The sequence below is a fragment of the Sinomonas sp. P10A9 genome (assembly GCF_041022165.1).
Lineage (GTDB): Bacteria > Actinomycetota > Actinomycetes > Actinomycetales > Micrococcaceae > Sinomonas > Sinomonas puerhi.
In genome coordinates this window covers 913,021-924,659 of record NZ_CP163302.1, presented here as the reverse complement: position 1 = coordinate 924,659, position 11,639 = coordinate 913,021, and the positions used below count along the sequence as shown (strand labels likewise).

13 protein-coding genes are annotated in these 11,639 nt (G+C 69.5%); 6 read left to right on the top strand and 7 right to left on the bottom strand.

Annotated elements, in window-relative coordinates:
* Nucleotides 1-103: 103 nt before the first annotated feature.
* From AB5L97_RS04235 to AB5L97_RS04225, 3 genes are all read right to left on the bottom strand, one after another.
* Nucleotides 104-1,135, bottom strand: coding sequence for an ornithine cyclodeaminase (locus AB5L97_RS04235; RefSeq protein ID WP_369046591.1), 1,032 nt, complete (start codon nt 1,133-1,135; stop codon nt 104-106).
* Between the two features lie 137 nt (nt 1,136-1,272).
* Nucleotides 1,273-1,704, bottom strand: a complete 432-nt coding sequence (locus AB5L97_RS04230) for an Lrp/AsnC family transcriptional regulator (protein ID WP_307957722.1) — start codon at nt 1,702-1,704, stop codon at nt 1,273-1,275.
* Nucleotide 1,705: 1 nt separating this feature from the next.
* A complete protein-coding gene (locus AB5L97_RS04225) occupies nt 1,706-2,461 on the bottom strand; it encodes a dienelactone hydrolase family protein (protein WP_369046590.1) in 756 nt (251 codons plus the stop codon).
* Nucleotides 2,462-2,545: 84 nt separating this feature from the next.
* Between AB5L97_RS04225 and AB5L97_RS04220 the strand changes: the two genes are divergently transcribed.
* Entirely contained in the window at nt 2,546-3,163 is a 618-nt protein-coding gene (locus AB5L97_RS04220; protein ID WP_369046589.1) for a hypothetical protein, read from the top strand.
* A gap of 42 nt (nt 3,164-3,205) precedes the next feature.
* Here the strand turns inward: AB5L97_RS04220 and AB5L97_RS04215 are convergent, their stop codons facing one another.
* The gene (locus AB5L97_RS04215) at nt 3,206-3,967 is read right to left on the bottom strand and encodes a TetR/AcrR family transcriptional regulator (protein WP_369046588.1); all 762 of its coding nucleotides are present in this window, start codon (nt 3,965-3,967) and stop codon (nt 3,206-3,208) included.
* Between the two features lie 79 nt (nt 3,968-4,046).
* Here AB5L97_RS04215 and AB5L97_RS04210 point away from each other — a divergent pair, with 79 nt between their 5' ends.
* Together AB5L97_RS04210 and AB5L97_RS04205 are read left to right on the top strand one after the other, a co-directional pair.
* The gene (locus AB5L97_RS04210) at nt 4,047-4,781 is read left to right on the top strand and encodes an MBL fold metallo-hydrolase (protein WP_369046587.1); all 735 of its coding nucleotides are present in this window, start codon (nt 4,047-4,049) and stop codon (nt 4,779-4,781) included.
* 120 nt (nt 4,782-4,901) lie between these two features.
* On the top strand, nt 4,902-6,827 hold the full coding sequence (locus AB5L97_RS04205; protein ID WP_369046586.1) for an amylosucrase: 1,926 nt from the start codon (nt 4,902-4,904) through the stop codon (nt 6,825-6,827).
* 58 nt (nt 6,828-6,885) lie between these two features.
* Here the strand turns inward: AB5L97_RS04205 and AB5L97_RS04200 are convergent, their stop codons facing one another.
* From AB5L97_RS04200 to AB5L97_RS04190, 3 genes are read right to left on the bottom strand one after another with little or no spacing between them, the layout of a single operon-like run.
* Nucleotides 6,886-7,128 carry a hypothetical protein gene (locus tag AB5L97_RS04200; protein WP_369047502.1) on the bottom strand — a complete coding sequence of 81 codons (243 nt, stop codon included), beginning with the start codon at nt 7,126-7,128 and terminating at the stop codon, nt 6,886-6,888.
* Nucleotides 7,058-7,993, bottom strand: a complete 936-nt coding sequence (locus AB5L97_RS04195; RefSeq protein WP_369046585.1) for a relaxase domain-containing protein — start codon at nt 7,991-7,993, stop codon at nt 7,058-7,060. Before AB5L97_RS04195 ends, AB5L97_RS04200 begins: the two co-directional genes overlap by 71 nt.
* A 55-nt stretch (nt 7,994-8,048) precedes the next feature.
* Complete coding sequence (locus AB5L97_RS04190) at nt 8,049-8,195, bottom strand: DUF4913 domain-containing protein (RefSeq protein ID WP_369046584.1); 147 nt, start codon at nt 8,193-8,195, stop codon at nt 8,049-8,051.
* 411 nt (nt 8,196-8,606) lie between these two features.
* On the opposite strand from AB5L97_RS04190, the gene AB5L97_RS04185 reads away from it, so the two are divergent.
* Genes AB5L97_RS04185 through AB5L97_RS04175 form a run of 3 tightly spaced genes read left to right on the top strand, consistent with a single transcriptional unit; the run spans nt 8,607 to nt 11,578 of the window.
* The gene (locus AB5L97_RS04185) at nt 8,607-9,734 is read left to right on the top strand and encodes a tyrosine-type recombinase/integrase (RefSeq protein WP_369046583.1); all 1,128 of its coding nucleotides are present in this window, start codon (nt 8,607-8,609) and stop codon (nt 9,732-9,734) included.
* The gene (locus tag AB5L97_RS04180) at nt 9,727-10,080 is read left to right on the top strand and encodes a helix-turn-helix domain-containing protein (RefSeq protein ID WP_369046582.1); all 354 of its coding nucleotides are present in this window, start codon (nt 9,727-9,729) and stop codon (nt 10,078-10,080) included. Before AB5L97_RS04185 ends, AB5L97_RS04180 begins: the two co-directional genes overlap by 8 nt.
* On the top strand, nt 10,073-11,578 hold the full coding sequence (locus tag AB5L97_RS04175) for a Fis family transcriptional regulator (RefSeq protein WP_369046581.1): 1,506 nt from the start codon (nt 10,073-10,075) through the stop codon (nt 11,576-11,578). Before AB5L97_RS04180 ends, AB5L97_RS04175 begins: the two co-directional genes overlap by 8 nt.
* The last annotated feature ends 61 nt before the right edge of the window (nt 11,579-11,639 follow it).

Here is an 11,639-nt window from a genome sequence, read left to right as displayed (position 1 = left end):
AGCCGCTCCAAAAGCACGGGTGACGCACGACGCCGGGTGCGCGCCCGCCGTCGTGCGCCTCCTTCCGCGGGGACTGCTGCCGCGGCACCCGCGGCGAGTGCCGCTACAGGTGGGCCGGCGCCACGGCGGCGACGAGACTGTAGAGGTCCTTGGGGTCCTCAGGGGCCGCGACGAGGTCGATCTCCTCGCCGAACTCGGTGCCGGCGACAGCATCGCGCACGTAGCGCAGCGCCGAGAAGTCCTCGACCGCGAAGCCGACAGAGTCGAAGATCGTGACCTGCTCGGGCGAAGTGCGGCCGGCTTGGCGTCCGAGGAGGACCTCCCAGAATTCAGTGACCGGGAAGTCGGGGGCCACCTGCTGGATCTCGCCCTCGATGCGGGTCTGCGGCGTGTATTCGACGAACACCTCGCCCAACTCGAGGATCTTCGCGTCGAGCTCGGTCTTGCCGGGGCAGTCGCCCCCGATCGCGTTGATGTGGACGCCCGGGCGGACAAGATCAGCCGTGAGGATGGTCGCGTTGGTCTTGTCCGCCGTGCAGGTCGTGATGATGTCCGCACCCTCGACGCACTCGGCGGCGGAGCCCGTGACGACGATCTCGACGCCGTGAGGGGCCATGTTGCGCGCGAACTTCTCCATCGCCGCCGCGTCCGTGTCCCAGACGCGGAAGGACGAGATACCGAGCGCCCTGCCGAACGCGAGGGCCTGGAACTCGGACTGGGTTCCGGCGCCGATGAGGGCGAGGACCTTGGAGTCCGGGCGGGCGAGGTGCTTCGCGAACATGGCCGAGGTCGCCGCGGTCCGCAGCGCCGTGAGGACCGTCATCTCGGAGAGGAAGGTCGGGTAACCGTTGTGGACATCCGCGAGGACGCCGAAGGCGGTGACGGTCTGGTAGCCGCGGGCCGGGTTGGACGGGTGCCCGTTGACGTACTTGAAGCCGTACTCCTCGTCGGTGCTCGTGGGCATGAGCTCGATGACGCCGAACGGGGTGTGGCTCGCAACGCGCGGGGTCTTGTCGAAGGACTCCCAGCGGCGGAAGTCCTCCTCGAGGTAGTCGATCATGCCGGCCATGATCTCCTCCGGGCCACGGTCTGCGGTCCAGGCGACCATGGTTCGGACATCGACGAAACGCGCCATCGCGTGGGCTCCTTCAGTGGATCTGGGGGTACCCACCCACGGTACGGATCGGCGATCTGCATCTGCAATGGCCGGAATGGTTCACTTATGGGCAGTCAGTGAGCATTCTGGCGGAGCTATCTGTTCATTGTGCCCACTCAGCGGAGCACGGAGCTCAAGAGCAGGCTGGATTCGCTGTTGACGATCCCCTCGATGCCGCGGATCCGGCCCAGGAGCGCGTCGAAGTCGCGCAGGCTGTCGGTGCGGAGCTCGGCCACGAGGTCCCACCGTCCGTTCGTGGTGTGGAGTGCGGTGATCTCGGGAAGGCCCCGGAGCGCGCCGATCACCGTGTCCGCACTCCTTCCCTCGACCTCGATGAGGGTAACCGCGTGGATCGCGAGCGGGTCCACCTCGTCGCGGACCCGCGCGGTGAACCCGACGATGGTCCCCGATGCGACCAGCTTCTCGATCCGGCTGCTCACGGTGGCGCGCGTGACCCCCAGCCGCCGCGCGAGGTTGGCCACGGATTCTCGGCCGTCCTCGCGCAGGGCCGAGAGGAGCCTGCGGTCGAGCTCGGTCAGCTCGGCCACATCATGCCTTGAGCGTTGCGTCGAGGAGACCGCGGAGCTCGCGGAAGTGCCGCTCGGCGGCCTCCTCGTGGTAGGACGCGGTGTCCGCCATGGAGTAGCCATGCGCCGCGCCGGGGTAGATGACGTTCGACGCCGTGAGGCTGGCGTCCGCGAGCGCCTCGCCGAGGCGTGCCACGGCTTCTGGATCCATGCTCCTGTCCTGATCGGCATGGCCGAACACGAAGCGCGCTCGGGCGTTGGGCAGCCCCAGGTGGGGGCTGTCCTCGGCATCGGTGGCGAGGCCGCCGCCGTGGAAGCCGCCGCAGGCCGCGACCTCGGGGTGCGCGTTCGCGGTGCGGACGGCCAGACGCGCGCCCATACAGTAGCCGGTGGTGCCGATGGGACCTGGCGCGACGCCGTCGAGACCCTCGAGCGCCGCGACCCACACGTCGATGTCCGCGAGCGCCTTGTCTGCCGTCAGGGTGCCGACGCGTGGGAAGGCGGCCTTGCCTGCCTCTGCGCGACCCTCCGGCGTCGTCATGTCCACGTGCGGCGCCAGTTCCTCGACCGTCCCGTCACGGTAGAACACGTTCGGGGCCAGGACCACGTAGCCCCAATCGGCGACGCGCTGGGCCATCTCCTCGATGCGCGGGCGGATCCCGAAGGCGTCCATGTACAGGATGACGCCGGGGAACGGGCCGTTTCCGGCGGACGGGCGGGCAACGACGGCCTCGGCGGTGCCGGCGGGGGCGGGAATGCGGATGAGCTCGGTAGGCATGGCCACAGGATATCGAGCGGACCTCCGCAGCGATCGGGCTAGTATCGAACGCGTGGTTCCCGCCAGACGTCGAAAGCTGCCAGAGTGAAGAAGCCAAGGGCCTTGGGGCTCATCCTCGTTGCCCTCGCGTGCGCCTCCGCCGCCTGTTCGGCCCCTGCCGCGGCCCCGGCCACGCCCGGCCAGTCGGCGCAGTCCGCCTCCTCCGCCTCAGGGGCAGCGAGCGCCGCCACGGGATGGGCCCTCGTCCCCGCCAACGGGGCCGCCAACATCAAGGCCGCAGGGCTCGAGGTCCTCACGAGCGAGGGGAGTGCGGAGCACTACCACGCGCACCTCGACGTGTACTCCGATGGTTCGCACGTCCCGGTGCCTGCCGACATCGGCTTCAGCTTCGGCGCCGATGGACAGCCCAATGGGATCTCGGCGCTGCACACGCATGACACCACTGGCATCGTCCACGTCGAGGCCCCCGTCGCCGGTCTCGCCTACACGGTCGGCCAGGTGCTCACCGAATGGGGTGTCCTCGGCTCGAACGGTTCGATGCCCGGCTCGACCATCAGCGAGTGGTCGGTGTACATCAACGGGGCCAAGCAGTCCGGTGACCCTCGAGGCATGGTGCTGGCCGGTCATGCGGAGATTGCCCTCGTCCACGGGTCCGCCCCGGCGGACCTCCCCGCCTCGTATACCTTCCCCTCCGGCTACTGACGGGCACGCCGGCTGACGGGCACGCCGACACCCGGGGGCCTTTCAGTCCCGGCCTAGTGTTTCGGCGAGCGCGGAGAGCCCGTACTCGAAGGCAGCGTCGACACCTCCGGCGAGGCGGAACGAGCCGCTGAGCTCCATCGTCACGAAGCCGTGGGTCCACGCGGTGAGGAGGCGGGCGGCGTCGAGGGCGTGTTCAGGTCCGACGAGCCGCTCAGCGGCCGCGAGCGCGGGCGCGACCGCCTTCGCGAGGGACTCTGGCCGCGGCCGCGCCTCGCGCGGCGCCTGCGTGAAGACGAGCTGATACGCGGCAGGCCGCTCCTTGGCGAAATCGCGGTAGGCCCGCACCATCCGGGAGAGGGCAGCGCGCGGTTCCGTCGCGCCGTCGTGCGCCGCTCCGCCGGGCAACACGGCCCCGTTCGCCGCGCCGTCGTGCGCCGCTCCGCCGGGCAACACGGCCCCATTCGCCGCGCCGTCGTGCGCCGCTCCGCCGGGCAACACGGCCCCGTTCGCCGCGGCGCTGGGCTCTTCTCGCCCGGCCCCCCCTGTCGGGGCGGCTCCCTGGCCCGGCCCCACCGCGCCGTGCATCGCGGCGTCGATGCGCCCGGCGAGGTCGAGGACGGTCGCGTCGGCCACGAGACCGAGGAGCTCATCACGGCCGCCCACCCGCTTGTAGAGGGACGGCGCCCGCACGCCCACCCGGGCGGCGACCGCGGACATCGTGAGGCCCGCAAGCCCTGACTCCTCGAGGATGGCCTTCGCCGCCTCGACGATCCGGGTCAGGTTGGTGCGCTCAGGTGTGGGCACGGATCCCCCTCTCGCAGGGACGTTCACTCTCCATCATAGCTATTGCACTTAGCCATGATAGCTACGTATGATAGCCATCATGGAACTTGCACCGGGACTGCACCGCATCGGCAATGACATCGTCGCGGCATACCTCGTCGTGGACCCCGCTGGAATCACGCTCATCGACGCGGGCGTGCCCGGCCAGTGGAAGGACCTCGAGGCTGAGCTCACCGCGCTGGGGCGGACGCTCGGGGACATCCGCGGCGTCGTCCTCACGCACGGCGACAGCGACCACATCGGCTTCGCCGAACGGCTCCGCCGGGACCACGGCGTGCCGGTGTTCGTCGGTGCCGGAGACAGCGCCCGGGCGCGGGGGCTCGAGTCAACCAAGCCCGCGTGGGGGCCCATGAAGCTCGGAGCCACTGTGCAGTTCATCGCGTATGCGATCGCGAAGGGCGGCCTGAAACGTCCCGAATACCTGGCCGAGGTGCGCCACGTGGCCGGCGGGGACGTGCTCGACCTGCCGGGACAGCCGCGCATCATCCCCATGCCGGGCCACTCCCCCGGCAGCATCGCGATCCATGTGCCGTCAGTCGACGCCGTGTTCGTGGGGGACGCGCTCACGACCCGCCATGTCCTCACTGGCCGGAGGGGTCCCCAGCCGGCGCCCTTCACCGACGATCCGGTGGAGGCCATCGCCTCGCTCGAGCGGCTGCGGGGCACCAACGCGCGATGGGTGCTGCCGGGGCACGGGACCCCGTGGTCGGACGGCGTGGCGGCGGCGATCGACGCCGTCGAGCGCGTTGCCTCCGAAGGCTCGGCGGCCCGCTGAACCCTGCAGCGTATGCAGGCCGTGACGGGGTGATCAACCCATCCCCTTACGGCCCGGGAGACAGTAATCTGGGCCACACGGTCCGCCGTAGGGGCGGCCCGTGTGAACCGAGGAGGACCCGTGCCGGACGACGCTCTGACGGTGAACCAGCCGCCCCGAGACCACGTTCTCGCGGCGCTCGAGGCCGCGCCCGGCGTCGACCGCACCGGACCCGAGTGGGAGGCCTTCCGGCAGCGTTTCGATGCGCATTTCGGCGAGCTCGCAAACCTCTTCGAACGCCTCTACGGCGAGCGCGGCGACTGGAGGGACCACCTTGCGCAGCTCGTCGTCGAGTGCGCGGCATCGTGGCAGCGCCGCCCAAGCGAGCTCAAGGAGCTCGACGCGCGCCGCGACGCCAACCCGGACTGGTTCCAGTCCGGGCGCATGCTCGGCGGGGTCTGCTACGTGGACCGCTATGCGGAGGACCTCGAGGGGCTCCGGGCACGCATCCCCTACTTCACCGAACTGGGCCTCACGTACCTGCACCTCATGCCGCTCTTCCTCGCCCCGGAGCCCAACTCGGACGGCGGCTATGCCGTCTCGAGCTACCGTGAGGTCAACCCGAGGCTCGGCACGATGTCCCAGCTGCGGGAACTCGCGGCCGACCTTCGCGAACACGGCATCAGCCTCGTGGTGGACTTCATCTTCAACCACACCTCCAACGAGCACGAGTGGGCCCGCCGTGCGGCCGCGGGCGAGCAGGAGTTCGAGGACTATTTCTGGATCTTCCCCGACAGGACCATGCCGGACGCGTATGAGCGCACGGTCCGCGAGATCTTCCCCGACGATCACCCGGGCTCGTTCGTGCCGATGCCGGACGGGCGCTGGGTGTGGGCCACGTTCCACACCTTCCAGTGGGACCTGAACTACTCCAACCCCGCGGTGTTCCGCGCCATGGCCGGGGAGATGCTCTTCCTCGCCAACCAGGGCGTCGAGATCCTGCGCATGGACGCCGTGGCGTTCATCTGGAAGCAGCTGGGAACCGTGTGCGAGAGCCTTCCCGAGGCGCACTGGCTCCTGCGTGCGTTCAACGCTGTGTGCCGGCTCGCCGCGCCGTCGCTCCTGTTCAAGTCCGAGGCGATCGTGCACCCGGACGAGGTGGTGCAGTACATCGATCCGGCCGAGTGCCAGATCTCCTACAATCCGCTCGAGATGGCCCTCACGTGGGAGGCCCTGGCCACGCGGGACGCCCGGCTCCTCGCCCAGGCGCTCGAGCGCCGCCACAACCTCCCCGACGGGACCGCATGGGTCAACTACGTGCGCAGCCACGACGATATCGGCTGGACCTTCGCCGACGAGGACGCCGCGGAGTTCGGCATCAACGGGTTCGACCACCGCCGCTTCCTCAACCGGTTCTACGTGAACCGCTACCCGGGCAGCTTCGCGCGGGGAATCCCCTTCCAGGACAACCCCCGCACCGGCGACTGCCGCATCTCGGGCACGACGGCGTCACTCGCCGGCCTCGAGGATGTCACCGACGCCGGGGACTCGCCCGCCGTGCGACGCATCCTCCTCGCGCACTCGGTCGCCATCAGCACCGGCGGCATCCCACTGATCTACCTCGGAGACGAGGTGGGCCAGCTCAACGACTACGGCTACGCCGACGAGCCCGGCCACGGTGCCGATTCGCGCTGGGTCAACCGCCCGCACTACCCCGCCGAGCGATATGCGCACCGCAACGACCCGTGGACGCCCGAGGGCGCCATCTACGCCGGCCTGAAGAAGATGCTCGCGGTGCGGGAACGTACCCCCGAGCTTGCCGGAAACCGGCTCATCGGCTTCGGTACCGGCAACCGCCACGTGCTCGGCTACCAGCGCCCCGGCGAGCGCGGCGTCGTCGTGATCCTCGCCAACTTCTCCGATGAACCGCAGCACGTCACGCCGCTCACGCTCTCCGGCTTCACGACGGCGTCCACCGACCTCTTCACCGGCCAGACCATCCTGCTCGGGGACGGGATCACCCTACCGCCGCAGGAGTTCTTGTGGCTGCTGGCGCACGCCGCATAGGCTGAAACACCTCGAAACCGGCTCGCAGCCGGCGTCGCACACCGGCACTCGGCGGCGCTCAGTCGGCGCGGCCGCGGCGGCCCGCGCGCTGCGCGAAGGCGTCCAGTGCGGCGAGGACCTCCTCGGAGCGCCAGTTGCGGCCCATCTTGTGCTTGTTCACCCCGAGGACGACGCCTGCCTCCTCCAGCAGGCCCATCGCGCGCCAGACGGTGTTGCGGGCGAGCCCGAGCTCAGCCTCTAAGACCCGCGGGGTCACCACGGGCTGGGCGGCGGTGCGCTCCGCACCTGGGCCGCCCTTCAACTGTAGAAGGCCCGCAGCGAGCTGGTCCGCGTAGAAGGGAAAGCCACTGTTTCCTCGGAGCCCCCTGCCGGATTCGAACCGGCGACCCTCTGGAGGGTCGGGGCGAATCCGGGGTCTCCCCGGTTGTCTCGGGAACTCGCGGGTTCCCTTGTGCTGACCGGGAACCGGGCGGTTCGCTTGGTCCGAGTGTACCCGGTCGGTGGCGGTCGGTGCCGGGCGATTGAGATGGGTATTTGATGAGTCTGCGGCTGCGGACCCCACACGGACTGAGATCAGGGAAGCTGGCGTCGGGCTGCTGTCCGATGCCCAGGCGCAGACGAGCGCCGCGCGGGTGAATCGCGTCTCTCCATCGCGGGAGTTCGGCCACGGGCCTGAACTGAGGCACTCCTCCCGCGAGTTGTGGTGGTCGAACGCGGTCGCGACTCACCCTGGCGACCTCGACCTGCGCAACTGCCCCATCAGCTCCGGTTGCACCGACCCGAGTCGCTGCAACCTCACGCTCGACGAACGCAACCACCTCCGCAACCGCCGCGCGATGCGCGTGCGCGGTCGGCGCCTGCATCCCCGCGTCGGTCACCGTCCACAACAAGCTCCCCGGCCTCGGGATCGAGAACGTGTAGTCGAAGCCCGCAACCACTCGGCACGTCCCCCGCGCGTCCTCCTCCGCCTCGATCTCAGCGACAGCGCCGGCCCTCTCAGCGGGGCCGAGTTCAGGGTCGATCCCTCCCACTCGATGGGCGACCCGCTCAGAAACCGGCCGGTACTCGGGATAGGCGCGGTCCAAGGGTTCGCCGGTGAGCGGGCGGTCGGGTGAGCAACAACAGCCCGGCACCTCTGACGCGGCCAGTGACTGCGCGGGCCTCATCTGCAAGACGCGTGGCGATCCGTTCGCTTCAACCGAACGCGCTGCTCCGATTGCCCTAGAACAGGCCTGCCGGTGGCTCCTCATACGGCAGTGGAACCAGCTTGGAGCGGTGGCCGTCGTCGGGGCTGCAGCCCTTGAACGGCCCGTCGGCCGACAGCGCGGACATGGAGTGGTCGGCGTGGTCACGCCACCACACGCCCATGCCAGTGGTGCCGTCCCGGCGCAGGAACTCCCGGGCCCGCCAGGGAGATCTTCCAGACGGCTGATCGCTCCGGCGTGCTTCCACCGCTGCGGGCGCCACCCCCGAGCACAGCAGGCCGGGAGGCACAGCGTTCAAGCGCAGGGGCGGCTGTTCTTCCGGGCCGTCGATTGGCGCAGAGAGTCCAAGACATGAAGCACTTGATGGGACATAAGGTGAATTATCGGCGGTTAACCAACGGGAGTTGCATCTGATGCGAGGACTCCCGTCTCGGGGGGATTCAGGCGTTTCCGCAGTTCAGGCGTCGATTGGCTGCGACCAGGAACTGCAGGCAGCTGGTCTGGTTGGGCAACCTTGCCCAGTCGGCTGTAAGTTTCCTGCATCTAATGCAGGTTTCCATGGTTTAGGAGTGGGATGGACGGCGCTGTTCCTGGGTCGGTCCCGCGGCTGCTCAGCGATCCTGCCGTCGGGCTGTTCCGCGCCGACGAGCGGGTTTTCAGCGAGATGCTGGAGCGCTGGCGGGCGCAGATGCTGGCCCGCGGGCTGACCGCCGGGACGATCAAGGGCCGCTGCGGCGTGGTGGGCAGGTTCCAGGAGTTCACCGGCGAGTTCCCGTGGCAGTGGCGCCCGGTGGACGTCGAGGAGTTCCTGGCCGGGCTGCGCTCGGGCGACAGGCCGCTCAGCCTGACCACGCTGCGCTCCTACAGCAACGCCATCGCGATGTTCTGCGCCTACCTGACGCATCCGGCCTACGGCTGGGGCGAGTTCTGCGAACGCACCTTCGGGGACATCCCGACGCAGGTCTGCTTCGAGTGGAACACGCCCCGGCACACCACCGACGACGCAGTGCCCCCGCGGCGACGGGCGTTCACCGTGCAGGAGCTGCAGCGGCTCTTCGACCACCAGGACGACCTCGTCGACCGCGAGTACGCCGCCGGCAGCAAGCGGTGGCTGCCGCTGCTGCGCGACTCGGTTGCGTTCAAGGTCTGCTACGCCTACGGCCTCCGCCGACGGGAGCTTGCCATGCTCGAGCTGGAGGACTTCGGCCCGAACCCGCACGTGCCCGACTACGGGCGCTTCGGTGCGCTCCAGGTCCGCTGGGCCAAGGGCACGGCCGGTTCCGGCCCGAGGCGCCGGACGGTCCTTACCGTGCCCGAGTTCGACTGGGTTGTCGACCTGCTCAAGGAGTGGACTCGGGGCGGGATGCGCGAGCGGTTCGCCACCGCGGACCGGTCGTCGGCGCTCTGGCCGAGCGAGCGGGCCGGCCGGGTGGCCGTGGGCAGCCTCGGGGACGCCTTCGCTGCGGCCCGGGACGCGGCCGGGCTGCCGCAGGAGCTGGGGCTGCACTGCCTGCGGCACTCCTACGTCACGCACCTGATCGAGGCCGGCTACGACCCGGCCTTCGTCCAGACCCAGGTCGGGCACGCCTACGCCTCCACCACTGGCCTCTACACCTCGGTATCGTCGGACTTCAAGCAGAAGACCGTGCAGAAGATGATCGCCCGGCGCACCGCCAAGCCCGAGGAGGAATCCAGTGCCTGAACAGCGCCGGATCGGCTACCGCTGGAACCTGCGCGCCCTGATGGCCCAGCGCAACCTCTGGAAGACCACCGAGCTGATGCCCCTGCTTCGCTCGCGCGGGATCAACCTCTCCGAGAGCCAGGTCTACCGCCTCGTCACCAGCACCCCCGAGCGCATCCCCGCCCGGACGTTCGCGGCCCTCTGCGACATCCTCGACTGCACCCCGAACGACCTCTTCGAGCCCTTCGTCGAGATGCGCGCCGCCGCGACTGCCAACGCCCCCAAGCGCAGCGAGGACCTGGGCGTCCAGCCCGGCAGCCCCATCGCCAAACGCATCCGGCTCGTCAACCCAGACGAGGGTGAGTAGGCCCCGCAAGGCCGAGGACCCCACCCGCTGGCCGGTCCCCTGCTCGCGCTGCGGCCAGCACCACCAGACCGTGGCCACCTGGCCCGACGGCGGGATCTGCGGCTACTGCTACCAGCAGGCCAAACGCACCCGAGGGACCTGCGCCTGCGGGCACGAAGGCATCCTCCCCGGAATCGTCGACGGCGCGCCGGCATGCCGGGCCTGCACAGGAGTGAAGCTCAACGTCGACTGCGTCTCCTGCGGCGCCGAGGACGAACTCCACAGCGGCGGGAGGTGCTGGACCTGCACCCTGGCCGACACCGTCGAGGGCCTCCTCACCGACCCCGCAACCGGGACCATCGCTCCCGTGCTCGTCCCGCTCGCCATAGCCCTGAAGTCGATGAAGCGCGCCAACAGCGGCCTGACCTGGATCCGCCAGAAGCACGTCACCGAATTCCTGCGCCACCTCGCGATTGCCCCGACGGTCACCCACGAGGCCCTCGATCAGCTGCCCAACTCGCGCACCCGCGAATACATCCGCGGCCTGCTCGTCGAACACGGCGTCCTGGGCCGCCGCGACGAACTCCGCGCCCGATACGACCGCTGGGCCGAGGAAGTCCTCGAGCGCGTGGCCGACCCGGCGAACCGGGACCTCGTCCGCCGCTACATCCGCTGGCACCACCAGCGCCGGATGAACCAGATGGATGAAGTCCGCCAGGGAACCTTCGAGCGCAGCAAGCAGACCGTCACCGTGGCCATCGACTTCCTCAACTGGCTCACCGAACACGCAACCAGCCCCGCAGAACTCCAGCAGGCCCACCTCGACGCCTGGCAGGCCCAAGGTCCGACCACCCGCGGGATCGCCACCCGATTCCTCACCTGGGCCGTCAAGGCCCACGCCGCTCCCCCGGGCCTGAAGATGGCACCACACCGGCGCGGCACGAGCCCCAAGCTCAGCGCGGACGACCAGGAGACGGCCCTGCAGCAGGTGGTCCATACCGACGAACTCATCCCCCGGGACCGCGCCGCAGCCATCCTCGTCATCGTCTTCGGCCAGCAGATCGAGAACGTCGCCGCCCTGACCTGGAACGACGTCACCGTCACCGAGGAACTCGTCACAGTCAGGCTCGGCAGCATCGAGATAGCCCTGCCCGACCCCCTCGATCGCCCCTGGCGCGACCTCGCATCCGATCCCGGCCACAACCTCACCGCAGCCCACCCCAACAGCAACTGGGTCTTCCGCGGCACCTCCCCCGGACGCCACATCACCACAACCCACCTGCGCTCACGGCTCCGGAGCGTCTTCAGCGCACGCGCAGCCCGGCTCGGAACCCTCCACGAGCTCACCAAACTCGCACCCGTGCCCCTCATCGCCGAGACCCTCGGCTACTCCCCCGCCACCATCGAACGCCACGCCACCGACTCGGCAGCCGCCTACGCCGAATACATCGCCTCAGCCAAAGCTGTCAGACGAAACGGGACAGCACTGACCGGTGACGGCAAGAGCAGTCGGCAGTAGCCTTCGGGAAAGCCGCACTAACCGGGGGTATGGCAATGACACTTTCTGAATCTTCGGCAGC